General features: G+C 68.2%; 23 protein-coding genes. 13 read left to right on the top strand and 10 right to left on the bottom strand.

What is annotated here, in order from left to right; translation table 11 throughout:
• Positions 1-213: 213 nt before the first annotated feature.
• On the top strand, positions 214-1,218 hold the full coding sequence (locus tag ING98_11260) for a tripartite tricarboxylate transporter substrate binding protein (GenBank protein MCA3102445.1): 1,005 nt from the start codon (positions 214-216) through the stop codon (positions 1,216-1,218).
• Between the two features lie 10 nt (positions 1,219-1,228).
• Here ING98_11260 and ING98_11255 read toward each other — a convergent pair whose 3' ends face one another.
• The 4 genes from ING98_11255 to ING98_11240 all read right to left on the bottom strand — a co-directional run bounded on the left by ING98_11255 (position 1,229) and on the right by ING98_11240 (position 5,722).
• Positions 1,229-2,077 carry a DUF2189 domain-containing protein gene (locus tag ING98_11255; GenBank protein ID MCA3102444.1) on the bottom strand — a complete coding sequence of 283 codons (849 nt, stop codon included), beginning with the start codon at positions 2,075-2,077 and terminating at the stop codon, positions 1,229-1,231.
• The gene (locus ING98_11250) at positions 2,070-3,140 is read right to left on the bottom strand and encodes an Ldh family oxidoreductase (GenBank protein MCA3102443.1); all 1,071 of its coding nucleotides are present in this window, start codon (positions 3,138-3,140) and stop codon (positions 2,070-2,072) included. Before ING98_11250 ends, ING98_11255 begins: the two co-directional genes overlap by 8 nt.
• 67 nt (positions 3,141-3,207) lie before the next feature.
• Entirely contained in the window at positions 3,208-4,938 is a 1,731-nt protein-coding gene (locus tag ING98_11245; GenBank protein MCA3102442.1) for a gamma-glutamyltransferase family protein, read from the bottom strand.
• Positions 4,939-4,975: 37 nt separating this feature from the next.
• Entirely contained in the window at positions 4,976-5,722 is a 747-nt protein-coding gene (locus ING98_11240; GenBank protein ID MCA3102441.1) for a hypothetical protein, read from the bottom strand.
• A gap of 101 nt (positions 5,723-5,823) precedes the next feature.
• On the opposite strand from ING98_11240, the gene ING98_11235 reads away from it, so the two are divergent.
• Entirely contained in the window at positions 5,824-6,084 is a 261-nt protein-coding gene (locus tag ING98_11235; GenBank protein MCA3102440.1) for a hypothetical protein, read from the top strand.
• Positions 6,085-6,241: 157 nt separating this feature from the next.
• On the opposite strand, the gene ING98_11230 is transcribed toward ING98_11235, so the two are convergent.
• Positions 6,242-7,165 (bottom strand): NAD(P)-dependent oxidoreductase, encoded by a 924-nt coding sequence (locus ING98_11230; protein MCA3102439.1) that lies wholly within the window; start codon positions 7,163-7,165, stop codon positions 6,242-6,244.
• A gap of 340 nt (positions 7,166-7,505) precedes the next feature.
• Here ING98_11230 and ING98_11225 point away from each other — a divergent pair, with 340 nt between their 5' ends.
• The gene (locus ING98_11225) at positions 7,506-8,495 is read left to right on the top strand and encodes a tripartite tricarboxylate transporter substrate binding protein (protein ID MCA3102438.1); all 990 of its coding nucleotides are present in this window, start codon (positions 7,506-7,508) and stop codon (positions 8,493-8,495) included.
• Here the strand turns inward: ING98_11225 and ING98_11220 are convergent, their stop codons facing one another.
• Positions 8,496-9,242 carry a GntR family transcriptional regulator gene (locus ING98_11220; protein ID MCA3102437.1) on the bottom strand — a complete coding sequence of 249 codons (747 nt, stop codon included), beginning with the start codon at positions 9,240-9,242 and terminating at the stop codon, positions 8,496-8,498.
• A gap of 102 nt (positions 9,243-9,344) precedes the next feature.
• On the opposite strand from ING98_11220, the gene ING98_11215 reads away from it, so the two are divergent.
• The 7 genes from ING98_11215 (at position 9,345) to leuD (ending at position 16,844) form a co-directional block, all read left to right on the top strand.
• Positions 9,345-10,259 (top strand): TauD/TfdA family dioxygenase, encoded by a 915-nt coding sequence (locus ING98_11215; GenBank protein MCA3102436.1) that lies wholly within the window; start codon positions 9,345-9,347, stop codon positions 10,257-10,259.
• A gap of 226 nt (positions 10,260-10,485) precedes the next feature.
• On the top strand, positions 10,486-11,637 hold the full coding sequence (locus ING98_11210; GenBank protein MCA3102435.1) for a mandelate racemase/muconate lactonizing enzyme family protein: 1,152 nt from the start codon (positions 10,486-10,488) through the stop codon (positions 11,635-11,637).
• Entirely contained in the window at positions 11,634-12,617 is a 984-nt protein-coding gene (locus ING98_11205) for a tripartite tricarboxylate transporter substrate binding protein (protein MCA3102434.1), read from the top strand. The genes ING98_11210 and ING98_11205 overlap by 4 nt, the downstream gene beginning before the upstream one ends.
• 16 nt (positions 12,618-12,633) lie before the next feature.
• The gene (locus ING98_11200; protein MCA3102433.1) at positions 12,634-13,758 is read left to right on the top strand and encodes a hypothetical protein; all 1,125 of its coding nucleotides are present in this window, start codon (positions 12,634-12,636) and stop codon (positions 13,756-13,758) included.
• 24 nt (positions 13,759-13,782) lie between these two features.
• Positions 13,783-14,784: a tripartite tricarboxylate transporter substrate binding protein gene (locus tag ING98_11195; protein MCA3102432.1), complete on the top strand. Its 1,002-nt coding sequence runs from the start codon at positions 13,783-13,785 to the stop codon at positions 14,782-14,784.
• Between the two features lie 31 nt (positions 14,785-14,815).
• Positions 14,816-16,225 carry a 3-isopropylmalate dehydratase large subunit gene (gene leuC / locus ING98_11190; protein MCA3102431.1) on the top strand — a complete coding sequence of 470 codons (1,410 nt, stop codon included), beginning with the start codon at positions 14,816-14,818 and terminating at the stop codon, positions 16,223-16,225.
• A 10-nt stretch (positions 16,226-16,235) separates the two neighbouring features.
• Positions 16,236-16,844, top strand: a complete 609-nt coding sequence (gene leuD / locus ING98_11185; protein MCA3102430.1) for a 3-isopropylmalate dehydratase small subunit — start codon at positions 16,236-16,238, stop codon at positions 16,842-16,844.
• A gap of 141 nt (positions 16,845-16,985) precedes the next feature.
• Here leuD and ING98_11180 read toward each other — a convergent pair whose 3' ends face one another.
• Positions 16,986-18,608, bottom strand: coding sequence for an ABC transporter substrate-binding protein (locus tag ING98_11180; GenBank protein MCA3102429.1), 1,623 nt, complete (start codon positions 18,606-18,608; stop codon positions 16,986-16,988).
• 69 nt (positions 18,609-18,677) lie between these two features.
• Entirely contained in the window at positions 18,678-20,111 is a 1,434-nt protein-coding gene (locus ING98_11175) for an amidohydrolase family protein (protein ID MCA3102428.1), read from the bottom strand.
• Between the two features lie 179 nt (positions 20,112-20,290).
• On the opposite strand from ING98_11175, the gene ING98_11170 reads away from it, so the two are divergent.
• The 3 genes from ING98_11170 (at position 20,291) to ING98_11160 (ending at position 24,004) form a co-directional block, all read left to right on the top strand.
• Positions 20,291-21,289 (top strand): tripartite tricarboxylate transporter substrate binding protein, encoded by a 999-nt coding sequence (locus ING98_11170; GenBank protein ID MCA3102427.1) that lies wholly within the window; start codon positions 20,291-20,293, stop codon positions 21,287-21,289.
• A 5-nt stretch (positions 21,290-21,294) separates the two neighbouring features.
• Positions 21,295-22,818, top strand: a complete 1,524-nt coding sequence (locus ING98_11165; GenBank protein MCA3102426.1) for a M81 family metallopeptidase — start codon at positions 21,295-21,297, stop codon at positions 22,816-22,818.
• Positions 22,819-23,005: 187 nt separating this feature from the next.
• The gene (locus tag ING98_11160) at positions 23,006-24,004 is read left to right on the top strand and encodes a tripartite tricarboxylate transporter substrate binding protein (GenBank protein ID MCA3102425.1); all 999 of its coding nucleotides are present in this window, start codon (positions 23,006-23,008) and stop codon (positions 24,002-24,004) included.
• Between the two features lie 60 nt (positions 24,005-24,064).
• On the opposite strand, the gene ING98_11155 is transcribed toward ING98_11160, so the two are convergent.
• The gene (locus ING98_11155; GenBank protein ID MCA3102424.1) at positions 24,065-25,336 is read right to left on the bottom strand and encodes a M20/M25/M40 family metallo-hydrolase; all 1,272 of its coding nucleotides are present in this window, start codon (positions 25,334-25,336) and stop codon (positions 24,065-24,067) included.
• A gap of 10 nt (positions 25,337-25,346) precedes the next feature.
• The gene (locus ING98_11150; GenBank protein ID MCA3102423.1) at positions 25,347-26,369 is read right to left on the bottom strand and encodes a tripartite tricarboxylate transporter substrate binding protein; all 1,023 of its coding nucleotides are present in this window, start codon (positions 26,367-26,369) and stop codon (positions 25,347-25,349) included.
• Positions 26,370-26,416: the final 47 nt, after the last annotated feature.

Genomic DNA, 26,416 nt, shown 5'->3' with positions numbered 1-26,416 from the left:
GCCAACGCCATCGCCGCCATCGTTGTCGTTGTAGTTATCGCTGTCGCTGCGGTCCCCGGGGGCAAATGCAGTCGGCACCAGCTCATCGACTGTCGGAGTCGCCATGGCTAGGATAGTCCATGCGCCGGCCGTCGCATCGTCGCGACACAGTTTGACTACAATGAAAGCCCGACGCGTCCAGACCATGAGCCATCGAAAGCCCCGGAGGAGACCATGCACGCCCGCACACGCACCATCGACCTGCCGCGACCGACAGCCACGGCCGTCGCCCTCGCGATCGCCGCGCTGGCCGCGCCCTTCGCACCTGCGGTGCTGGCACAGGACTTCCCGTCGAAGCCGCTGCGCTTCCTGGTGCCGTTTCCGCCCGGGGGCACCGGCGACACCGTCGGCCGCGTGATCGCGCAGCCGCTGTCGAAGGCGCTGGGCCAGCAGGTGGTGGTCGAGAACCGCACCGGCGCGAACACGGTGATCGCCACCGAGTTGCTGATGCGGTCGCCGCCCGACGGCCATACCTTCAACGTGATCGCCACCAGCTTCACGGTGAACCCGGCCGCGTATTCGAAGCTGCCCTACGATTCCGCGAAGGATTTCGCCGGCATCACCCGGCTGGTGCACAACCCGCTGATCATCTGCGTGAACCCGGCGCTGCCGGTGAAGACGGTGAAAGAACTCGTTGCCCTGGCCCAGAAGCGCCCGGACGAGCTGACCTGGGGCGTGTCGAGCGCGCTCGGCGGCGGGCGCATCGCCGGCGAGCTGTTCTCGATGACCGCGAAGATCCGCATGACCAACGTCGCCTACGGCGGTGGTGCGCCGGCCACCAGTTCGGTGCTTGGCGGGCACACCAGCATGCTGATCGGCAACGTGCTCGACTGCTCGCCCTATGTCGCCAACGGACGCATGCGGCCGATCGCGGTCACCTCGCTGCAGCGGGCCGACACGCTCAAGCAGGTGCCGACCATCGCCGAATCGGGCTATCCCGGCTTCGATGCCACCAACTGGTTCGGCGCGGCCACGCGTGCCGGCGTACCGAAGCCGATCATCGACCGGCTCAATGCCGAGATGCTGCGCGCGCTGAAGCTGCCGGAGGTGGTAGACACCTTCGCCAAGCTCGGCCTCACCACCGGTGGCATGTCGCCTGCCGAGTTCGACACCTTCCTGCGCGTCGAAACCGACCGCGCCGGCAAGATCGTGCGCGCGCTCGGGCTGAAGGCGGACTGAGCCGGGGCGGTCAGGCGGCCTGCCTGCGCCGGCGGTCCCCGCCGGCCAGTTCCCGGTACACGTGCCAGCTCGCATGGCCGATCACCGGCACGATCAGCGCCAACGGCAGGAAGCGGCCGAGCATGCCCAGTCCGAGCAGTGCCGCGATCGTCGCCGCCCAGCGCAGCATCGTCGCGCCGTTGGTCAGCGCCGCCTGCATGCTCCAGATCATCGCCGACAGCACGTCCACCGGCCGGTCGAGCATCATCGGCAGCGACACCACGCCGGTGGCGAAAACCAGCCACGCGAAGCCGCCGCCGACGACGAAGTACACCGCGAAGAACACGAAGCCTTCCGGATCCTGCGCAAGGCCGGCTGCAAGCGCCGACAGGCTGCTCGCCGGCTGGTCGAAGAACAGGGCCACCAGTACCACCGACACCCGCACCCAGGCGGCAAGCAGCAGGGTCAGGATGACGCCGTAGATCGCCACCTGGCCGAGGTTGATGCGCCAGGCGGTGAGCGACGCGATGAACGAGGCGCGTAGCGGCACCGGGACCGCCAAGGTACGGTCGCGCGACAGCGCGTACAGACCGAGTGCCAGGAACGGTGCCACCAGCGCGAAGCCGGTGACGAACGCCAGCATCCACGCGCCATCGTGGATGAACGCCTCGAGCACGAAGGCCATCGCGACGAACACGAGGCCGTAGAACAGGCTGGCCACCGGCATCGCTGCGAAGTCGCGCAGGCCCAGCGACAGCCAGCGGCGCACCGCGCCGGGCGAGGCGAGCGGCGCGGGCGGTGGCGTGGCCGGACCATCGCCGGCTGCTGGCGCACCGGTGCCGGGCGCAGAAGGCAGGCCCGGGTGACCAGCCTCAGCCATGGCCCAGCACGTATGCCGCGCCGGACTTCGTGCACACCTTGCGCACCAGTTCGTCGAGCATCTCCGGCACCGGCACGCCGACGCGCAACCGCTGCTCGCGCTCCTGGTACTCCGGGTCGCCAGGCACCATCACCGGCCGGGCCGGATCGGTCGGCTTGACAGCGCGCAGGTAGTCGAGCATCTCGTCCATGTCGTGTTCGAACTCGCCCTCTTCGCGGAACAGCTTCGGGTCGAAGGCCATGAAGAAGTGGCCGATGTTGTCCGGCGCGGCCGGGTCTTCGCGCTGCAGCCGCAGCGGCTGGAACGCGGCGCCGGACAGCGTCGCGGAAAGCATGTTGACCACCGCGGCGAGGCCGTAACCCTTGTGGCTGCCCAGCTCTCGCGTGCCACCCAGGGGCGTGATGTTCTTCAGCTTGAATGCACGCGCCGAATCGGTCAGCGGCTGGCCCTGCTCGTCGACCGCCCAGCCGACCGGCAGCGGCTTGTGGATGAGCCACTTCAGCTTCAGCTTGCCGACCGCGACCGTGGTGGTCGCCATGTCGAGGTTGAACGGCTTGTTGCGCTTCGCCGGCGCGGCGACCGAGATCGGGTTGGTGCCGAACACCGGTTCGGCGCCGAAGGTCGGCACCATCGCCAGGCCGCGCGAGGAGGTCATGGAGATGCCGATCAACCCTTCGCGCGCGGCCATGTCGGTGTAGTAGCCGGCCGCACCGTAATGGCCGGACCGCCGCACGGTCACCATCGCCATGCCGATCACCTTCGCCTTGGCGATCGCCATCGACATGCCCATGTGGCCGGGCACGTGGCCCAGGCCGTTGTCGGCATCGATGAGTGCGGAGACCGGCGTCTCGCGCACCACCTTGATGTCCGGCTTCATGTTCAGCTTGGTGGCGAGCTGCTCTTCGTACACCGGCAGCATCGACAGTCCGTGCGAATCGATGCCGCGCAGGTCGGTCTCGGTCAGGATGTCGGCGGTGATGTTCGCATGCGCCTCGCTCTGGCCCCAGGCGCGCAGGATGTTGAAGCTCTGTTGCCGGATGCGATCGGCCGGGATTAACAGCATGGTGATGCTCCTCCGTTGTTGCAGGACTGCGCGCCGGACTGCGCCGGCGTTCGTGAAAGGCCGACTGCTACCAGCCGAGCGCGTACGCCGGGCGCCGCGGATCGGCACCGCCACTGAGCACGCCGGTGACCGGATCGACGACGATCGCGCACGGCGCGCCAGCAAGCCAGGTGTAGTCGTCCCACCAGAACGTGCGGTGGCCCAGCGCTGCGAGCTCGGACTCCACCTTGTCTTCGATACGCCCTTCGAGTGCGAGCTGGCCGGGGAAGTACGCGTGCGGCTCGAACGAGCCGGGGAAGCTGTAGCTGGAGAACCGCGGCGCCTCGATCGCGGCCTGCGGGTCCATGCCGAACAGCACCACGTTCAGGAACACCTGCACCATCGCCTGGCACTGGACGTCGCCACCCGGCGTTCCCAGCGTCATGAACGCCTTGCCGTCCTTCAGCGCGAGCGACGGGTTGGGCGTGAGCCGCGGCCGCACGCCCGGGGCCACCGACGAGCGGTAGCGCGGATCGGCCCAGGACTGCGTGCCACGTCCGGAACAGACGATGCCGATGCCGGGCACCAGCGGCGAGTTGTTGGAGCCGTCCGACGGCGTCACCGAGAACGCATTGCCGTGGCGGTCGATCACGCACGCGTACGAGGTGTCCCCGAGCGGCGACTTGTCCGCCGGCTCGGGCACCGGCAGCGGCGCCAGGCGGGCATCGCCCTGGTTGCGCGGATCGCCCGGCGGCGGCATCTCCGGCCAGGCGCGGTCAGCGCGGATCATCGCGGCGCGCTGGTCTGCATACGCCTGCGACATCAGGTCGTCGATCGGCACGTCGACGAAACGCGGGTCGCCGAAGAAATGATGGCGGTCGGAGAACGCGAGCTTCAGCGCCTCGGTCAGCACATGGATGTAGCGCGTCGAGTTGTGCCCATATCCCTTGAGGTCATGCCCCTTGAGCAGGTTCAGCGTCATCGGCACCACCGGCCCCTGGCACCAGGCGCCACAGCAATGCATGTCGATGCCGGCGAACGTGGTGGACACGGTCGGCTCGAGGCGCACGCGGAACTCGGCCAGGTCTTCGGCGGTCATCAGGCCGCCGCTCTCGGCATGGAACTTGACGATCGCGCGCGCGATGTCTCCCTTGTAGAACGCGTCGCGGGCAGCCTGCAGGCCGGCCATCCGGGCATTCGCACCGCCCCTTGACGCTGCCGCGCGTTCCTCGTCGGCCATGTACTGCATCGTGCGCGCGAGGTCGGGCTGGCGCCAGATCTCGCCCGGCTCGGGCGCGCGGCCATTCGGGAAGAACACCGGGTAGCTGGTCGGGTAGCGCTTGTACGACGCCTCGTTCTCCTTCAGGAACTCGGACATCAGCTCGTGCATCGCGAAGCCGTCGCGCGCGAAACCGATCGACGCCGCGGCCACTTCGCCGAAGCTCATCGTGCCGTGCAGTTCGAGCGCGGTCAGCCAGGCATCGGGCGCAGCCGGCACGATCGAGCGGATCGAGGTGGCCGGGATCTTCCCGCCGTGGTGCTTCATGAAGTAGTCGGGCGTGATCCGGCGTGGCCAGACGCCCAGCCCGTCGATCGAGACCAGCTTGCCGGTGTCGGCCTTGAAGATGATGATCGGGGCGACGCCGCCGAAGCTCACCTTCTCGGTCTGCGTGACGCCAAGCGCGATGCCCGCAGCCACGCCAGCGTCGATCGCGTTGCCGCCCGACTCGAGGATCTGGAACGCCGCATGCGAAGCGAGGTAGTGTCCGGCGGACACCATGTGGCGGGTACCCATGATCGGGGGGCGCATCGACGGCATGGCGGCTCTCCTGCTGGAATCTGTCTGTGCGCGGAATCTACTCCGAGCGGGCTGGTGCCGCCAGCGACCGGGTGAGGGAAACCCCGAACGCCGACACCGCTGCGAGCACCAGCAGGTCGAGCAACGCGTAGAACGCGCCGGCGGCGAACGGCGGGTTGGCCGCACCGATGCCCAGCCCCGGCACGGCCGCGCGCCAGGTCCAGTTGCCGAGCGCCGTACCGTACAGTTCCATCGCAAGCGCGAGCACGAACATCACCGAATACAGCGCCCGGTCGCGCCCGAACGCGAGGCAGCCCGCGTACAGCAGGAACAGCAGCGTACCGAAGCGGTCGATGTCGCCGAACCAGGCGTACGCCGCCCATGCCGATCCGGGAACCAGCACGCACAGCACCGTCGCGCGCACCGGCAATCGCGCCGCCACCAGCACGCCGAGCGTCATCAGCAACGCGTGCCCAGGGGGCACGAACAGCGGCAGGTTGCCGAACTGGTAATCATAGATGCCCCAGCCGAGCGCCAGCACGGCTTCGCCGAAGCCGGCGATCAGCATGCACAGCAGCAGCGAGCGCCGCTCGGCCGATCCGCCCACCCGGTAGAGCCAGGCCCACACGGCACACGCCCAGAGGGTGGCAAGGTGCTGGCCGGTCCAGCCGAACGCGCTGTCCAGCGCCAGACCGCCGGTAATGACGGCCAGGATGTGCAGGACGGCGAAACGCGGTGGATTGCGCCAGAGCAGCACCGGAGCGCGGACCCGGGCCTCGACGGCGCCGGTGGAAATCGACGGCATGATGTGACGTTAGCACGAGTGAGGCCCCCCGCAGCGACCGTACGGGGACGATGTTCACGGAGCGACCTTCCGCCAGCGGGCGCGGACTGGCGACCACCTGCTTGAGCGCCTGCCCGGATACCGCCCGCCTCTCGCTGGAGAGCAACCTGCGCACGGCGCCCGAGGGCATGACCGGCGCACTGACCGGTGTCGGTCACGGCTTCGCTGCGTTCAACCCGTCCGGGCCTGCGGCCGTCGACATGCTCGAGCAAGGCTGCGGGCTGGATCTGGATCCGTCAGCGTTCACCGAACGCATGTGCGCAATGACGGCGCTGGCGCGCATGCGGCGCGCAGCTATGTGGAGAGCCTGCGGCACTGGATGACAGTGGCGGCGATGGAATATGGGTATCGCGCCACGAGTGAAGCTACGGTCACCGCCCGTAGAAGACGACTCTGGTGTCGATGAAGCCCTCACCGCCGTCCATTGGCTTCGATCCGATCACGGCAGGCGGGTGCATCCTGCACGACCCGTCCGCGTCATCACTCCACCCGCCGCCGTATCTCGCGGATCACCGCACCATTGTCCAGTTCCGCCTCGCCATTGTCGATGCAGCCTTGCATCAGCCCGGCATAGGTCTCGCCCAGCGGCAGCCGCTGACCCAGACGCTTCGCCTGTTCCAGCATCAGCGAGAAGTCCTTCATCGACTGGTTGACCTTGCCGTGCGGCGTGAAATCGGCAGCGATCATCTTCGCGCCCTTGACGTCCATGATCTGCGAGTACGCGGCCGAGTCGCGTGCGACCGCGAGGAAGGCCGTCGGGTCGAGGCCCATGCGTTCGGCGAATACCAGGCCTTCGGCCAGCGCTGCGCGGTTCACGCCCAGCATCAGATTGATCGCGAGCTTGGCGCGGCCGCCGTCGCCCGGCGCCCCGACCCGATGCCGCTTCGGCACCATCGCCTCGAGTACCGGTGCGACGCGCGCGACATCCGCATCGCTGCCGGCGACCAGGCCCAGGCCGTCGCCGCGCACGAACTGCTGGCTGGTACCGGACACCGGTACCTCGACGAAGGTAATGCGCTCGCGCGGCAGGCGCTCGACCAGCGCCGAGATCGCATCCGGATCGCAGGTGCTGATGCAGATCACCGCCAGCGGCGGGCGCTCTCGCTCGGCGCCGGTGTCGCGCGACGCAGCCAGTCCTCTTTCGCCTTCCAGTACCTGCTCGACCTGCTGGGTGTTGAACACCGCCACAACGCAGCAGTCGCAGCGCGCGGCGATGTCGGCGATCGAACGGGCGCGCTGGTCCGCCGGCAATCCGAGGCGCTCGGCGGCGCTCGCCTCGACGTCGTACCCGACCACGGTAAAGCCCGCGGAGGTCAGGCGCGCGACGGCAGCCGAGCCCATCAGGCCGAGCCCGATCACGCCGATGGTGCTGCCCGGAGGCGTCGTGATACGCGGTGGTTTCATGTCTGCTCCGGCGGCGGATCGCGGCAATCGCGAGGAGCGCGAATTATAGGCGTTGCCGCCGGATGCCCGATTGGCTAGGATCGCCAGCCGCCGAACGAACGTGTCGCAAGAACATGTCCGGCAGCGATCGCCCGGGGGTCATCGCCTGAGGGTCAGGTCTTGACTTTCGCCTGGGGGTCAGGTCTTGACTTTTGCATTGAAGATGCAAAAGTCAAGACCTGACCCCCAGGCTCCTGCTGCAGGCTCCGCAGGCTGCAAAAGTCAAGACCTGACCCCAAGGCTGCAGGCTGAATAGACCTGACCCCCAGGCTAACTTCTCACCAACAGAGGCACTCCGCCCATGTCGTCCCTGATCCCGAACCGCTTAGGCGGTGCCCTGCTAGCCGCTACCCTCGCAGCCCTGCCGTTCACGGCAGTCGTACATGCCCAGGCCTATCCGAGCCGGGCGATCACCATGATCGTGCCGGTGCAGGCCGGCAGCGGCGCCGACGCCATCCTGCGCATCGTCGCGCAGCGGATGAGCGACAACATGAAGCAGCCGATCGTGCTCGAGAACATGCCCGGCGCCGCCGGCGTGATCGGCGCGGAACGCGCGGCACGCGCGCCGGCCGATGGCTACACGATCTTCGGCGCGAACGACGGCACGCTGAACATGACGCCGCACCTGCGCAAGAAGGTCAACTACGACACGCTCGAGAGTTTCGAACCGGTCAGCCTGCTGGCGAACATCACATGGGTGCTGATCGCGAACCCGAGCCTGCCTGTGAAGTCGGTGAAGGACCTGATCGCGCTGGCGAAGGCCAACCCGGGCAAGATGGATTACGCGTCGGGCGGCGTCGGCAGCCCGCAGCACATCGCGATGGAGCTTTTCTCACTGCAGGCCGGCGTGAAGATGAACCACGTGCCCTACAAGGGAGCGACCCAGGCTGCGTCGGACGTGGTCAGCGGCCATGTGCCGACGATGTTCACCGCGCTGTCGATCGTGCTGTCGCAGATCCAGGCGGGCAAGGTGCGCGCGCTGGCGGTCGGTGGATCGAAGCGGTTCCCGCAGATCCCGAACGTGCCCACTGCCTCTGAGTCCGGCCTGCCCGGCTTCGAGTTCGTCACCTGGGCCGGGCTGTACATGCCGCGCGGCACGCCCAAGGCGGTGATCGACCGCCTGGCAGCCGAAGCGGCGAAGGCGATGGCCGATGCAGACGTGCGCGAGAAGCTGACCGCGCTGGGCCTGGAGCCGGTCGGCTCGACGCCGGAGGAACTGCGCCGCGCGACCCGCCAGGGCTTCGAGCGGATGGGCAAGACGATCCGCGCGGCGGGCATCCAGCCCGAGTGATCATGGCTCGCGCGGCTTCCGGGGGGCGGACTTCTTCCCCGCCTCGGCCGGGCGTCCCTTCAGCGCCCTGATCGCGGCATCGCGCAGCGCGAGCGAGTTCTCGCGCGCGATGCGCTCGGCGGCGTCGCCATCGCCGGCGCCGATCGCCTGAATCAGTCCATGCCAGGCGGCCGCCGAATCGCGGCGCCGCTTCGCGTCCTGCAGGCCAAGACGGGTGTAGCGCGCGGTCTGCATCGACAGCGACTCGAGCATCGAACGCAGCCAGGGGTTGGCCACCGAACCGGTGAACGCCGAGTTCACCGCCAGCGCGGCATCGACATAGCCGTCCGCCAGCTCGTTGCCGCGTACCATCGCGCGCAGCTGCGCGACCGCCGGCTTGAGTGCCTGCGCGAACTGCCGGTGCCCGCCGTCCTCGGCGATCCAGCGGGCGCGCAGGCCCACCAGAGCCGCACGCACCTGGTAAAGCTCGGTCACCTCGCGTACCGACACTTCGCGCACGACCGCGCCGCGGTAGGGCGCGATGGTCACCAGCCCCTGCCGCTCCAGCGCCCGCAGCGCGTCGCGCACCGGGCCATGGCTGACGCCGAACTCGGCGGCAATGTTCGCCTCGACCAGCCGCTGGCCGGGCGAGAGCCCGCCCTCGATGATGCGCGCGGCGAGCGCCCGTGCGATGCGGTCGGGCATGGTCGAACCGAGGCCGGCGACCGGTTGGGCGGGCGCATGCTTCAGGTTCGTTCGGGCTGCCATGGCACCGATTCTAGCCGGCCTCCGGCAGGGACGACGACCTTGCAGATTATTGATAATCGACAATACAATGCCCGCGTACCGATACCGACAGAGGATGCCGACATGAACCCGCCCACCACGCTGCAGACCGCCGCCTCGACCGCCAGCGGCTTCGTCCCGGACGTAACGGTTCAGGTCGTACCCACCGGAAAGGGCATCGGCGCCGACATCGTCGGCCCCGACCTGTCGACTGCACTGTCCGACGCCACGGTCGAAGCCATCCGCGATGCATGGCTCGAGCACAAGGTGCTGCGTTTCCGTGGCCAGGACCTTACCAAGGACGACCTGCTCGCGTTCAGCCGCCGATTCGGCACCCTCGACAAGGCGCCGATCAACATCCGCGGCAAGAACTGGATCGAGGGTTACCCGGAACTCGCGGTGATGTCGAACATCAAGGTCGCCGGCGAAGTGATCGGCAGCCTCGGCTACGGCGAAGCGGTGTGGCACACCGACATGTCGTACCAGGAGATCACTCCATCGGCCGCGCTGCTGTACTCGGTCGAACTGCCGTCGAAGGGCGGCGAGACCGGCTTCATCGACATGTATGCCGCGTACGAGACGCTGCCCGCAGACCTGAAGGCCGCGATCGAAGGCCGGCAGATCAAGCACGACGCCAGCCATAACAGCGCGGGCGAACTGCGCAAGGGCTTCCAGAAGGTCACCGACCCGCGCGAGGCACCGGGCGCCCTCCACCCGATCGTGATCCGGCATCCCGAGACCGGCCGCCGCGCGCTGTTCCTCGGTCGCCGGCCGAACGGCTACGTGATGGGCCTGTCGCTCGAGGACAGCGAGGCACTGCTCGACCGCCTGTGGGCGCACGCGGTCCAGGTGCCGTACTGCTGGTTCCAGGAATGGCAGCTCGGCGACCTGGTGATGTGGGACAACCGCTGCACGATGCACAAGCGCAATGCGTTCGATGCGAACGAGCGCCGGCTGCTGCTGCGCACGACGATCAAGGCCGAGCGGCCGTCCGCCTGAGGCGCCGGCCGGACCCCCGGCAGGGGCTTCGTACGCGACCGGAGGGCATGGAGGCAGCGCCCGGTCGTACATGGGGACGACGGCTGAGGGTCGGGTCCACCGCCCGGCAGCACACGCGCGTCCATGCGACCATTGCAACCAGAGGGGCTGCCGGCCCCGCCTGTGCGACCGTCCCTCGGAGGGTGCGCGCCGGATTTGAAGACGCGGAACAGTCGAGGAGCTCCAATTGACGCGTATCGCAGAGATCCGCACGCACCCGTTGTCGGTGCCGCTGGCGGAGACCCTCTACACGGCACATGAATGCCACCAGAAGGCACACCTGATCGTCGTCGAGGTGCGCACCGACGACGGGCTGGTCGGCACCGCCGAGATCCATGCGACGCCGATGCCCGCCGTGTGCGACTGGGTCGCCCGCTTCGCCGCGCTGCTCGAAGGGCGCGATGCCCTGGCCACCACCGACAACTGGGAGTTCCTGTTCTCGCTGACCTCGCCACGCCCCCGCGGCATGTTCGCGAAGGACGGCCTGCCTGCCCCGCTCGGTCGCTCGGCGCGCGCGAACGTGATGGCCGCGATCGGCGGCATCGACCTGGCGCTATGGGATATCCGCGGCAAGGCGGCCGGACTGCCGGTGTGGCGCCTGCTCGGCGGCAGCGGTACACCGGTGCGCAGCTATGCCACTGGCGGCTTCTATCGCGAAGGTGCACCGCTCGATGCCTGCGCGCATGAATTGGCGGGTTATGTCGAGGCCGGCTACCGGGCCGTCAAGCTGAAGACCGGTGGCCTGACGATCGCCGATGAAGTCGAACGCATCCGCGCCACGCGTGCCGCGATCGGCTCCGACGTGCTGCTGATGCTCGACATGAACGCTGCGTTCTCCCTGGAAGACTGCATCCGCTTCGCGCATGCGGTCGAGCCGTTCGACATTTTCTGGCTGGAGGAGCCGCTGCACTGGCACCTGAGCCCGACCGACTTCGCGGTACTCGCGCGCTCGACGCACATCCCGATCGGCCATGGCGAGCGCGAACTCACCCGGCACACGGTGCGCGATTTCATCGAGCATGGCGGCATCCGCTACGTGCAGTTCGACGCCACCCGCGCCGGCGGCATGACCGAAGCGGTGCGTATCGCCCACCTGGCCGAACAGCATGGCGTGTCGATCGCGCCGCACCTGGCACCGGAGATCCACTCGCACCTGGTCGCAGCGTTCCGCACCGCGTCGTTCGGCGTCGAGACGATGGGCAGTTCGGACCGCAACCCGCTGTCCTACGGGCTGTACAGGCAGCGCATGCAGATGCGCGACGGGATGGTGGACATCCCGCAGGGCCCGGGCTGGGGCGCCGGGGTCGACTGGGATTTCGTCGGAAAGCATCGCGCATGAAACACTACGCAATCGCGTCGGCCGTCGCGCTCGCAGCGCTCGCCGGCCTGTCGCTGCACACGCTGCCAGCTACCGCCCAGACCTGGCCGGCAAAGCCGATCCGGGTGATCGTGCCCTGGCCCGGCGGCGGATCGAACGACGCGGCCGCGCGCCCGGTCGCGCAGAAGATGAGCGAAGCGCTCGGCGTGCCGATGGTGATCGAGAACCGCGCCGGTGCCGCCGGCACCATCGGCGCCGAGGTGGTGGCGCGTGCGCCTGCCGACGGCTACACCCTGATGGTGCATTCGGCCACCCATGTCTCGAACGCCAGCACCTACAAGACGCTGTCCTACCGTACGTTCGAAGACTTCACGCCGATCGGCTTCGTGTCCGGCCAGCCGTGGGTCCTTGTGGTGCATCCGTCGCTGCCGGTGAAGACCGCACGCGACTTCATCGCGCTCGCCCGCTCGCAGCCAGGGCAGATCAGCTATGCCTCTTCGGGCAACGGCAGTTCGCCGCACTTCGGCATGGAGGCATTCGCCACCGCGGCTCAGATCCGGCTGATGCATGTGCCCTACCGGGGTGGCCCGCAGTCGATGGCTTCGCTGCTCGGCGGCGAAACCTTCGCCTCGACCGCTACGCTGCCCAATGCGATCGGACAGGTGAAGGCGAACCGGCTGAAGGCACTGGGTGTCTCTACTCTCACCCGCCAGTCGACGATGCCAGACGTGCCGCCGCTGGCCGAATCGGCAGGCCTGCCAGGCTTCGAGATGAATCCATGGATCGCGATGCTCGGGCCCGCGAACATGCCACGCCCGATCGTCGACCGGCTGGCCACGGAACTCATGCGCGCGGTGAAGGACCCGGAGGTGCGACGCGCGCTCGAGACTCAGGGCGTCGCGCCCTGGGTGGGCGGACCGGAGGAACTGGCGGGTCGCATGCGCAAGGACTTCGAGCGCTACGCAGCGCTGGTGAAGTCGATCGGCCTGCAGGCCCAGTGACAACGCGGAGCGAACCATGAGCATCCAGTCCATCGAGATCAACCTGGTCGGCGTACCGCTCATCGAGGCGTTCAAGACCGCGCACAGCGTGAAGGACATCCAGCGCAGCGTCGTCGTCGTGGTGCGCGACGTGGATGGTGCGACCGGGATCGGCAACATCGATCCGTCGCCGGGCTACTCGAAGGAGTCGGTCGCCGACCACTTCCGGATGCTGCGCGACCACTTCGCGCCGGCGATGATCGGCGCGCCTGCGGACAACATCCACGCGATGATGGCCACGCTCGACGCCATCGACCCTGCGTTCTTCGATGCCAAGGCCGCGCTCGAGATGGCCTGCCTGGACCTCACCGCGCGCCGCGCCGGCATCAGCATGGCGACCCTGCTCGGCGGCGCGGTGGTACGCGAAATCCGTTTCAACGCCTGGGTCGGCATGCTGGCGCCCGAAGAGGCCGGGCGCCAGGCCGCCGGCTGGCAGGCGAAGGGCTTCCGCTCGTGCAAGGTGAAGGTCGGCGGCGAGGTGAAGACCGACATCGACCGGGTGCTCGCGGTGCGCGAGGCGGTCGGAGCAGACTTCGCGATTCGCGCCGATGCGAACGAAGGATTCTCCGAAGCCGACGCGATCGCCTTCATCGCCGGCACCGCGCACGCACGCCTGCAACTGGTCGAGCAGCCCGTCGCCTGGAACGACCTGCCGGCGATGACCCGCATCCGCCGCCATGCGCAGGTCGTGGGCGTACCACTGATGGCCGACGAATCGGTGCTCGACCACGCCAGCCTGATCGGCATCCTGCGCGCCGAGGCGGCCGACATCGTGAAGGTGAAGGTGATGAAGCAGGGGGGCCTGCTCGGCACCCGCCGGATGATCGCCACAGCCGAGGCTGCCGGTGTACGCTGCGTAATTGGGCACGGCTTCGGGCTGGGCATCAACACCATGGCCGAGATCATCGTCGCCTCGACCTCGCTCAACGTGATCGAAGGCGTGGAGTGCGTCGGACCGCTGAAGACACGCGACGACATCGTGGTGGACAAGCTCGATCTCTCGAGAGGCGTGTTGCCGGTCAGCGAGGCGCCCGGCCTGGGCGTGGATGTCGATCCGACGAAGCTCGAACGTTATCGCCTCGATTCGGCCTCGATAGGCTGAACGGGCTCATCCAGGAGGAGAAGCATGCAGAAGATGGGCCGATGCTGCGCTGCGCGCGCGGCTGTTGTCGCGGGGAGCGCCGCAGTCCTGTTCGGCGGCGCCGCCGCCACCACGCCAGCGAGCGCACAGGGCTGGCCTTCCAAGCCGGTGCGCATCATCGTCGCGTTCCCGCCCGGGGGCATCTCCGACTTCGCCGCGCGGGCGATCGCGCCCGGGCTCACCGAAGCCTTCAGGCAGACGGTAGTGGTGGAGAACCGCGGCGGTGCGGCGGGTGCGATCGGCACCGAGGTAGTCGCCAAGTCGGCTCCGGACGGACATACCCTGCTCGCGCATACGGTCACCTTCACCGTCGGGCCGCACATGACGGCGAACCCGCCAGCCGATCCACTGCGCGACGTGATGGCAGTCACCCAGGTCGTCGATGCACCGAACATCCTGGTAGTGACGCCATCGATGCCGGTGCGCTCGGTGAAGGAACTGGTCGCGCTGGCGGCCAAGCGGCGCGGCGAACTGAGCTTCGCCTCGTCCGGTTACGGTTCCGGCACCCATCTGTCCGGCGAGCTTTTCAAGCAGCTGGCGAAGATCGACATGATCCACATCGCCTACAAGGGCGGCGGGCCGGCCGTTGCCGACCTGCTCGGCGGCCATGTACCGACCATGTTCTCGACGCTGCCTTCGGTCACCTCGCATGTGGCTGCAGGCCGCCTGCGTGCGTTGGCGGTGACCGGCTCCAGGCGCTTCCCGAGCGTGCCGGAAGTGCCGACGATGATCGAAGCCGGCATCGCAGGCTATTCGTTCAGCGGCTGGAGCGGCATCTTCGCGCCGATCGGCACGCCGCGCGAGATCGCGGTGCGCTTCGCCGACGAAACCGCGAAGGTACTGCGTGCGCCGGGCTTCCGCGACAAGCTGCTGATCCAGGGCGCCGATACGGTTGGCAGCACGCCCGACGAGTTCGCCGCATTCGTCCGGTCCGAGTATGCACGCTGGGGCCAGCTGGTCCGGCAGAGCGGCATCAAGGCAGAGTGATGAACCGAGGCACCGAACGATGAGCAAAGCAATGGCAGCCGCGCCGCGCACCCTGTTCCGCAAGCTATGGGACAACCACCATGTCGTGACCGACGAGGGCGAGTCGCTGCTCTACATCGACCGTGCACTGGCGCAGGAAAACACCTACCACGCGTTCGTAGCGCTCGAGGCGCAGGGTCGGCAGGTGATGCGGCCCGACCAGATCTATGCGTTCACCGACCACTACGTACCGACCACCGGCCGGGCAAAGGGGTTGGCCGGCATCCCGGTCATCGAGATCCGCAACATGGTGGTGCAATTGCAGGATTTCGCGCGCAAGTACGGCATCAACCTGTACGGCATCGACCATGCGCAACAGGGCATCATGCATATCGTGCCGCCCGAGCTGGGCATCGTGCAGCCAGGGCTGGCGCTGATCGGCAACGACTCGCATACCTCCACGCATGGCGCGTTCGGCTGCCTGGCCTACGGCGTAGGCGCGTCCGAGTTCGCGCACGTGATGGCCACGCAGACCCTTTGGCAGACGCTGCCCTCGACGCTGCGCATCCGGGTCGACGGCCGCCTCGGCTTCGGTGTGTCGGCCAAGGACCTGATCCTCGCGATCATCGCCACCATCGGCGCGGACGGCGCGACAGACCACGCGATCGAGTACGCCGGCAGCGCGATAGAGGCGCTGTCGATGGAAGCGCGCATGACGGTCTGCAACATGTCGATCGAGGCCGGTGGCCGCGCCGGCATGGTCGCGCCGGACGACACCACCTTCGCCTATCTCGACGGGCGCGAGTGTTCGCCGAAGGGTGCCGCCTGGGAGCGAGCCCTCGACTTCTGGCGTACGCTGCCGAGCGACGCGGGGGCCGCGTTCGATCGCGAGGCCGTGCTCGATGCCTCGCTGATCGCGCCGACCGTCACCTGGGGCGTGTCGCCGGCGCATGCGCTGCCGATCGACACCGCGGTGCCCGATCCTTCGCATGCGGGCAACGACAAGCAGCGCGGCGAATGGGCGAGCGCGATCGAGTACATGGGGTTGCAGGCCGGCATGGCGCTGTCGGACATCCGGGTCGACCGGGTGTTCATCGGCTCCTGCACCAATGCGCGCATCGAGGACCTGCGCGCGGCCGCGGAAGTCGCGCGGCTGGGCAAGGCGCAGGTGCCTGCCTGGGTCGTACCCGGTTCGCAGACGGTGCGCCGGCAGGCCGAGTCCGAGGGCCTCGACCGTATCTTCATCGACGCCGGGTTCGAATGGCGCGATCCGGGCTGCTCGCTGTGCACCGCGATCAACGGCGACCAGCTGGAGCCGGGCGAGCGCTGCGTGTCGACCTCCAATCGCAACTTCCGCAACCGCCAGGGGCCAGGCGGGCGCACCCACCTCGCAAGCCCGGCGATGGCTGCCGCCGCCGCGCTCAACGGCCGCCTGACCGACGTACGCACCCTGATCGGCTGAGGACAGACTGATGCAACCGTTCACCACCCTCGAAGGCGTCGCCGCCCCGATCGACGAAGCCAACGTCGACACCAACCAGCTCTGCCCGACCCGCTTCAACAAGGTGCCGCGCGGGCCGAAGTATGCCGAGATCCTGTTCTACGACCAGCGCAACGACACCGACGGCAAGCGCACGGATTTCCTGCTCAACCGACCGCCGTACGACAAGGCGCAATTGATCGTCGGCGACAGCAATTTCGGCTGTGGCTCTTCGCGCGAGACCGCCGTCTACGCGCTCTACGAGTTCGGCATCCGCTGCGTGATCGCACCGAGCTTCGGCGACATCTTCGACGCCAACTGCGCGAAGAACGGCCTGCTCACCGTGGCATTGCCGATCGCGACCTGCACATCGCTGCGCGCCATGCTGCATGCAGCGCCCGGGATCACCTTCGCGGTCGACCTGGAAACCCAGACCGTCACCGACGGCCAGGGCGGCGTGCACCGTTTCGACATCTCCCCGATCCGCAAGCGCTGCCTGCTCAACGGCTACGACGACATCTCCCGCACACAGGAATACCGGCCCGCGATCGAAGCCTTCGAAGCCCGCCACCGCGCCAGCCATCCCTGGATGTTCCGATGAATCGGGGCATGGACGATTCGTCCGCTACCCGCGCGGGATACCGGACCGCCCCCCTGGGGTCTGACCCTGGGGTCTGACCCCGGGGTCAGACCCCAACGTCCGCCAGCAGGCGGGCTTCGATAAATCGTGTCTGACCCGGATTTACTCGATGCGGAACTGGTGGGCGTAGGTGAATTCGTCGAGGCGGGCGGTGTAGCGCACGCCTCGACGCATCGCCCATGATGCGAACTGGTGGTGCAGCGGGATCACTGCGTGGTCGCGCATGGCGATCGCCATCGCCTCGCGTGCGATCGCGTCGCGCTTCTTCGGGTCGACGTTGGTGAGCGACGACTGCACCAGGGCATCGACCTTCGGATTGCTGTAACGACCCCAGTTCCACGTGCCCCAGCCGGTCTCTGCATTGGGCGTGCCGACCAGCGTACGCAGGGCGAAGTCGCCGGCGTTCGAGCCCCAGCCGAGCAGCGCGAAGCTGAACTCGTGCTTGCGCGCACGCGCGAAGTACACCGCGACCGGCTGCGTCTCGACCTTCACCGCGATGCCGATGCGCGAGAGCATCTGCGCGACGGTCTGCACGATCTGCTCGTCGTTGATGTAGCGGTCGTTAGGGCCGTGCAGGGTCATGCCGAACCCGTCAGGCCAGCCCGCGTCGACGAGCAGCTTGCGCGCGGCTACCGGGTCGTAGGCGTCGGGCTTGAGCGTCGGGTTGTTGCCCAGGATGCCCGACGCGACGATGTTGCTGGCAGGCGTGGCCAGCCCTTCCATCGTCTTGTCGACCAGGGCGCGCCGGTCGATCGCCATCGAGATCGCCTGGCGCACCCGTGCATCGCGCAGCGGGTTCTTGTCGAGCGGCCTTCCCGACTTGTCGTACACGAACGGCGACTTGTCGCGCGCATGGTCGGGATGGAAGAACAGCGTGCGCCAGGACGCGCGCTGCTCGACCAGGAACTTCGGATTGCCGCGCAGCTTCGCGATGTCCGCGGTGGGCACGGTCTCGATCGCGTCGACATCGCCCGACAGCAGCGCTGCCATCCGGGTCGGATCGCTGGTGATGATGCGCAGCGTCACCCGCTCGAACGCGGGCTTCAAGCCCCAGTGCTGGTCGTTACGCAGCAATTCGACCGCATCGCCCCGGCGCCAACTCGAGAAGCGCCACGGTCCGGTGCCGATCACCGCCTTGCCGGTGTTGAAATCGTCGCTGGAAGCCGCTTCTGCGACCTTGCGCGACACGATGAACACGTTCGACAAGTCGAGCGGCAACGGGCCGTAGGGCGTGGCGGTGCGAAGCCGGATGGTGTATGGATCGACGATCTCCCTGCCGACCACCGGGCGGGTAAATGCCGTGAACGGTCCGGGGCTCTTCACCAGCAGCGCGGGCCGTTCGAGCGAAAACATCACGTCCTCGGCGGTCATCTCCTGGCCGTTGTGGAAGCGTACGCCCCGGCGCAGCCGGAACTCCCAGGTGGTCGGATCGACCGCGCGCCAGGATTCAGCCAGTGCCGGCTGCAACTGGCCGTCGGCATCGACCTGTACCAGCGACTCGAACACATGGCGCGCAACGGTATTGTTCGGCGCGGCGTTCAGGAAGTGCGGGTCGAGCGACGTGACATCGCCAGACAACGCAAGCCGCAGCCCGGTCGCGCCGGCCGCCGGGGACCATGCCGCGAGCGCGATGACGGCAGCCCCGGCCAGCAGCAGTGTCGCCCACGCGCGCAAGGCAGGCTGCACGCGCGTCGCGGCCCGCGCGCGGTCGAACAGGAGCCGCATCGCGGATCCACGCGCAGGCAAGTGCAGGGTCTGGTCCATCGCAGTCATCGTCCGCCCATCATCAGTGCATCACCACCAGTTTGCCCGCTTGCGCAACCCGGCAAGCGCAATCCGTGCCTCGTCCACCACCTGCCCCGCATCGACGCCGACCAGTCGGCCGCCGCGCTTGAGGATGCGCCCGTCGACCATCACCGTGTCGACGTTCGACGGCTGCGCCGCCTCGACCAGCAGGTGCGCCGGATCGGTGAATACACCCAGGTTGACTGCGCGCGTGTCGACCATGATCAGGTCAGCCCGCTTGCCTGGCACCAGCGAACCGATGCGATCGGCCATACCCATCGAGCGCGCACCCTCGATGGTCGCCAGTTCAAGCACACGGCGCGCTGGCAGCTGGAACTCGTTCTCGGTGCGCGCGTTCTCCGCGTTCTGCGTGACCTTCATGATGCCGAACATGTCGGCATTACCCGACAGGGCGGTGGTGTCCACCGAAAGACCCAGCGGGATGCCTGCCTCGAGGAATCGGCTGGTCGGCGGCACCCCGAACCCGATGCGCAGCTCGGTATACGGCGAGATGCTCACCGATGCCCCGGCCGCGGCCAGCGCCTTCACTTCATCCGGCGTCACCCAGACCGCGTGGATCGCCTGTACGTCGGCGCCGAGCAGACCGTCCTTCGCCAATTGCGCGATGCCGCCGGCGCGCGCACGCGAATTGTTCAGGTGCACCGACACCGGCAACCCGAGCCGGCGCGCGGCAGCGACATCCTCGCGCGTGGCCTCGGCCTTGATCAGGCCGGTGCCGCCGGTGGAAACCCCGCGCCAGGCGACACCCAGCGACAGAAGTCCGCCGTTCGATTGCTGCGACCAGTCGGCACGCAGCCGTTCGAGGTCGGCGATGTCCATCGGTGCATCCACCGGATGGCCCTGCATCGTCCCGTAAGAGAAGCGCCCGCGCAGGCCCGACTGCTGCAGCCCGCGCAGCGCCTCGCGCGCATGCTGCGGCGTGCGGATGTTGTGGCACCAGTCATGAACGAACGTGATGCCGGAGAACACGGCCTCGGTACTGGCGAGCCGCGCGCTGTGGTACATGTCGGAGGCTTCGTACACCCGACCGATACCGAGCGCGGTCGGAAAGTAGCCGTACTTCTTCTCGGAACCCGACATGCTGCGCAGGATGGTGTTCCAGATGTGCCAGTGGGTCTCGACCATGCCCGGCATTACGATCATGCCGCGCGCATCGATCACCTGCGCGCCGGGCGCCTGCAGGCCGTTGCCGACCGCGACGATCGCACCGTCGCGCACATGCACATCGGCACCAGGCAGGTCGCCCGCCTTTCGGTCCATGGTCATCACATGGCCGCCACGCACCAGCCACTCGCCGCGCGAAGGCAGGCCACCGCCGGTGGAGGTCGTTGCGCAGCCGGCCACCGACAGCGCGCCGAGCGCGGCCGTGCCGCCGAGCAGGCGGCGGCGCGAAACATCGGGCTGAAACTGAGTGCGGGTCATGCGGTCTCGTGTGGCGTCCATGCGGCTCCCCCCGGATGATTGGAATGGCCTTGCTGTCCCTGGCCGCGCGCGGAACAACTTGCGACCTTCGATAGCGTAGCCGATTGACCCAGCGTACGTCCTGCCACGAGTAGCGATATGCTGTCCTACATTCCACACGCCAGTCGATGGAGTCTCCGATGGGGTCGCAGCTGCATGCTCCGCGGCACACGCCGATGTACACCGCCGTGGCCGCCGCCCTCGCACTCGCGTACGCAGCGCCAGCCATCGCACAATCCTTCCCGGTCAAACCGCTGCGGCTGATCGTGCGCGCGCCGCCCGGTGGCGGCGACGACCTGCATGCGCGGCTGCTCGCCGGTCCGCTGGCGAAGGCGTTGAACCAGCCGGTGGTCGTCGAGTATCGTCCCGGCGCGGGCGGGCTGGTCGCCTGGGAGTTCACCGCCAAGGCGCCTCCCGACGGCTACACGCTGCTGCTCGCAGCCTCCGGCCTCGCCGGCATTCGGAGCCTGCGGCCCGAGATGCCGGTCGACCCCTGGAAAGACTTCGCCTGGGTATCGAAGGTCGGCACCTTCCCGCTGGTGTTCTACGTGAACAACGCCCTGCCGGTGAAGACCCTGAAGGAGCTGATCGCGCTCGCGCGCAAGCGGCCGGGCGAACTCAACTACGGCTCCTCGGGCGTGGGCGCGACGCCGCACCTCGCGGCCGAGTACTTCCGCGGCGCGGCGAAGATCGACATCAACCACGTGCCGTTCAAGGGCTCCAGCCAGCTCTACATCGACGTGATGGCCGGCCGCGTCGAGATGGGCACCTCGGTGCTCGGCGGCACGATCTCGTTCGTTCGCGCCGGCAAGCTGCGTGCGCTGGGCGTGACCTCGGCGACCCGCTCGCCGCAGTTGCCCGACGTACCCACCGTGGCCGAGGCCGCCGGCCTGCCTGGCTTCGAGTTCACGCCGTTCTACGCGATCGTCACCCAGGGCCAGACGCCAGGGCCGATCGTGCAGCAGCTCTCGGCGGCGATCGGCAAGGCACTGAACGTACCCGAACTCCGCAACGGCCTGCTGCAGGCAGGCACCGAGCCGGGCGCGAACACGCCCGAGCAGATGCTCGCGCTGGCGAAGCATGCCGCCGGACAGATCGATCGTATCGTCAAGGCATCGGGCATCAAGGGGGGAGACTGAATACCATGGCTCGCATCGCGATCGGCGGCTTCCAGCACGAGACCAACTGCTTCGTCCCCACCCGCACCGACTTCGCCTACTTCGCCGCGCACCGCGACCGGCCGCCGCTGGTGCGAGGCCAAGACGTACTCGAGTGGCTTTCGGATACCAGCTTCGCGCTTTCCGGTTTCCTGAAGGAGATGGGGCCTGCGCACGACTATGCGCCGCTCATCTGGACCAGCGGCGGCGCCGGCGGCTATGTCACGCGGGACGCGTTCGAACGCATCTCCGGCGAGATGGTCGGCATGCTGTCGCAGGCGATGCCAGTCGATGCGATCTACCTAGACCTGCACGGCGCGGCGGTTTGCGAGGACTTCGAGGATTGCGAGGGCGAACTGTTGCGGCGGATCCGCGCATCGGTGGGCGACACGGTACCGGTCGTCTACAGCCTCGACTACCATGCGAACGTCACGCCGGAGATGGTGGCGCATGCAGATGGCGTCGAGGCCTACCGTACCTATCCGCATGTCGACCGGGTCGATACCGGCGAGCGGGCCGCCCGAGTGCTGAAGCAGGTGCTCGAGCGCGGGCGCCCGGCAGGCCGCGCGCTGCGCAAGGCGGCGTTCCTGCTGCCGCTGAACTCGCAGTGCACCATGATCGACCCATCCAAGGCGATCATCGAGCACTCGGCGCGGCTGGAGCAGGGCGATGTTCTGAGCGTCGCCTACCTCGCCGGCTTCCCGCCGGCCGACCTGTACGACTGCGGACCATCGGTCGTGGTTTACGCATGGACCCAGGCCGCTGCCGATGCGGCGGCAGATGCGCTGCTGCACGACATCGAGGCGCGCGAGGCCGAGTTCGCGCAACCGCTGCTGCTGCCAGACGAAGCAGTGCAGCAGGCGATGCGCATCGCCGAGACGGCTACGCGGCCGGTGGTGATCGCCGATACGCAGGACAATCCGGGCGCCGGCGGCACCGGTGACACCACCGGGCTGCTCGCCGCGCTGGTGCGCAACCACGCGCGCAAGGCAGTGCTCGGGTTCTTCTTCGATCCACAGTCCGCCGCGGCAGCGCATGCGGCTGGCCAGGGCGCCGATGTGACACTCGCGCTGGGCGGACGATTCGGCCCGGAAGGCAGCGATCCCTACGAGGCAACCTTCCATGTCGAACGCCTGGGCGATGGCAGGTTCACCACCACAGGCCCCTCGGTCGGTGGCCGCCAGGTCGACCTCGGCCCGATGGCCTTGCTGCGCATCGGCGGGCCCGAGGGCGTCGGTATCGTGGTCACCACGAAGCGGATGCAGGCGCACGACCAGTCACCGTTCCGGCACCTGGGCATCGAACCGTCCGAGCAGAACATCCTCGCGCTCAAGAGCACCGTGCATTTCCGCGCCGACTTCCAGCCGATCGCCGAGACCGTGCTGGTCGCCCTCGCCCCCGGCGGACACATTGTCGATACGACGCAGTACGCCTTCCGCCGGCTGCGTGCCGGCGTGCGTCTGTTCCCGCTCGGGCCGGGCTTCGTACCGCGGCCGGTGAACTCCGCCTGACCCTGGGGTCTGACCCCGGGGTCTGACCCCGGGGTCAGACCCCAACGCGTCCTGGCGAGGTAGTTGCCGGCGGTCGGCGTGAAGATCAGCTTCAGCGCTCGGTCCTTCTCCAAGGCCACCCGCTCACCCGCTCGCGGTGCCACAATGTTGGCCCGATCCATCCTGCGCCGCGCCAGTACACATGACGATGATCACGTTCACCCCCGACACCCGTCTTTCGACCGCCGCTGCCGCCCTCGCTGCGGCACTGTGCGCGCTGGCCGCCCCGTCGGATGCCTTCGCCCAGAAGTTCCCGTCCAAGCCGCTGCGCATCCTGGTCACCATCGGACCCGGGTCGGTCGGCGACATCATCTCGCGCGTGATGGCCGACCCGCTGTCGCGCCAGATGGGCCAGCCGGTGGTGGTCGACAACCGGCCCGGTGCCGGCGGCAACGTCGCGGCGGAACTCGCCGCACGCTCACCAGCCGACGGCTACACCCTGTTCCTCACCACCATCAGCACCCACGGCATCAATCCGTCGCTCTACGCGAAGCTGAACTTCGACCCGATCAAGGACTTTGCGCCGATCATCCTGCTCGCGACCAATCCGAACATGCTGGTCGTGCATCCGTCGATGCCGGTGAAGAACGTGAAGGACCTGATCGCCCTCGCCCGCAAGCGTCCCGGCGAGATCACCTTCTCGTCGGCTGGCTCGGGCACCTCGCAGCATATGGCCGGCGAGCTGTTCGCGATGATGTCCGGCACGAAGCTGGTGCACGTGCCCTACAAGAGCACGCCGGCCTCCGCCACAGCGGTGCTATCGGGCGAGACGATGATCGCATTCGCCAGCGTGCCCGTGGTGCTCGAATCGGTGAAGGCCGGCCGGCTGCGTTCCCTCGGCGTCACCTCCGCCAAACGCATGGCCGCCGTGCCCGAGATGGCCACGCTGGCCGAGACCGGCCTGCCCGGCTTCGATGTCGGCGGCTGGTTCGGCTTCTCCGCCACCGGCGGTACGCCCGAGCCGATCGTTGCGCAGTTGAACGGCGAGTTCCGCAAGGCCATCGCCGAGGCTGGCGTACGCCAGAAGCTGATGGCGCAGGGCATGGACCTGACCGAATCGTCGCCGGCGGAGTTCTCGACCTTCATCCGCAGCGAGATCGAGCGCTGGCGCAAGGTAGTGCAGGCGACCGGCGCGAAGGTCGAATAGCGCGCACGGCAGGCGCCGACCGCGGTACGCCGCTTCTGGCGTACCGCCGCGTTCAACGCTTCAGCTGCGCACCTTCCCGCACACCTCGAACGCCGTCGCCAGATACACCTTCGCGGCGGTATAGAGGTCATCGATGTTCACATGCTCGCCGACCGCATGCATCTGGCTGCCCTTGACGTCCGGATGGCTGCGTCCGCCCGGCCCGTAGCACAGCGTCGGCACGCCGTAGCTGCTCAGGTGCACTGCATCCGCGCCCGGCCGCCGGATGATGAACTGAGAGTCGGTGCCAGTGACATGGCGATGCGCCGCCATCACCACCTGGCTGATCAGCGGCGACTCGCCGATGTCGGTCGGCGGGTCGCTGACATAGGCATCCATGATCGGCTCGGCGCAATTGCGCGCCTGCGCGAACGCACGCAGCACTGGCCGCAACGACCGCTTCAGGTCGTCGGTGGTGGTACCCGGGATCGTGCGCACGTCGAGGTACAGGCTGCACTCCCACGGGTTGCGTGACACCCGCCACGGCAGGCCGCCGCGGATCGCGGCGAAGGTGACGTTCGGCCGCTCGCCCTTGTACTCGTGGCTCGCGCTGTACTGCTTCGCCCAGTCGAACAGCATCGACTGCAGCACGTGCATCTCGTTGATCGCGTTGACCACCACCGGGCGGTTCGACCAGGCCGAATGGCTCATCGTTCCCGCCACCGTGATCCGGAACCAGGTGACGCCCATGTTGGCGGTCGATACCTGCAGCGTGGTCGGCTCGCACAGCAGCCCGTAGTCGGCGGTTACACCGTGGGTGACCATGAAGCGAGTGCCGATGCCGTAGCCGGACTGCGCCTCGGAGCGGAATTCCTCGACCTGGCACTTCTCGGTCTCGCCCACCACGCCGCCGTAGAGCACGTCGCCTTCGAGCTTCACGCCGGCCTTGGCCAGCGCCTCCATCGCCACCATCGCCGAGGCGAGGCCGCTCTTCATGTTGTTCGCGCCCAGGCCCCAGATCCAGCCGTCGCGCACGATCGCCTTCGGCTTGAAGCCTTCGGCTGGCAGGTAGTCCTCGTCGCCGTCGGACGAGGTGTCCATGTGCCCGGTGAACAGCAGGTTGTCGCCGCGGCCGGTACCGGAGAGCACACCGATCGCGTTCGGGCGGCCCGGGCTCACCTCCTGCAGGTACGACCGTATGCCGGACTTCTGCAGGCGGGCCACGATGTACTCGGCCAGCGCCGCCTCGCGCCCGGTCGGGCTGCAGATGTCGACCATCTCGACCAGGGTGTCGCGGACCGCTTCCGGGGTGATCAGCGCCAGTGCGCGCGCATGGTCGGGATGATCGAACATCGTGTCCTCCTCAGCCTTCCGGCTTCATGCCGATCTGCTCGGCGAGCTTGCGGGTGCGGATGATGTAGTCACGCACGAACGCGTCGAACACCTGCGGGCTCGACGATACCGGTTCGGCGCCGAACGCGCTGAACCGCTCGAGCACCTCGGGCAGCGCCAGGATGCGCGCCATCTCTTTCGACACCCGCTCGCGGATGACCAGCGGCGTACCGGCAGGCGCGAGCACGCCGAACCAGTCTTCGCTCTCGTAGCCGGGCACGCCTGCCTGCGCCAGCGACTGCAGGCCGGGCATGTACTTGGTACCCGCGAGCGAGCTGCTGACCAGGATCTGCAGCTTGCCTTCGCGCGCCAGCGGCAGTGCATTGGGCCCGGGCGCGAAGGCGTACAGCACGCGGCCGTTCATCGCATCGTTCACCGCTTCCGGCGTGCCCTTGTAGGCGACATGGTCTGCCTTGAAGCCCGCCAGATGCGCGGTCGCCGCGGCATGCAGGTGCGCGGTGCTGCCGACACCAGCCGATCCGTATACAACGCCCTGCGGCTGCGCCTTGGCGAAGGCGACCAGGTCCTTCAGCGTCTTGAAGCCGCGCGCCGGCGACACGACCATGAAGCTCGGCGAACGCGCCGTCTGTCCGACGCCGACGAACGCCTTCAGCGGATCGTAGGGCAGCTTCGGATCGATCGCGGAACGCACGCCGAACGCACTGGGAATGGCCAGAAACGTATAGCCATCGGGCTTCTGCGTGGCCACGTACTGCGCGGCGATCACGCCGCCGGCACCGGCCCGGTTCTCGACCAGCACCGGCGAATTCCAGGCCTCGGTCATGTACTTCGCGATCACCCGGGTGATCACGTCGGTGCCGCCGCCGGCGGTCGCCGGGATGATGAAGCGGATCGGCTGCGACGGGTAACCCGCGGCCGGGTCGGCCGGCTGTGCAAGCGCAAGGCCCGGACCGGCCAGCAGTGCAGAAGCCACGGCGGCGACCAACGTGCGGCGCGGCAGGTTCGACGGACGGGACGGTGAATGACGGTTCATGGCTATCCTCGACGTTGGAGTGTCCGGGTTCGAGCAAGAAGGGTGCC

The organism is Rhodocyclaceae bacterium, from assembly GCA_020248265.1.
Lineage (GTDB): Bacteria > Pseudomonadota > Gammaproteobacteria > Burkholderiales > CAIKXV01 > CAIKXV01.
The sequence above is the reverse complement of the archived record's forward strand: the minus strand, read 5'-3'. Positions and strand labels throughout refer to the sequence as shown.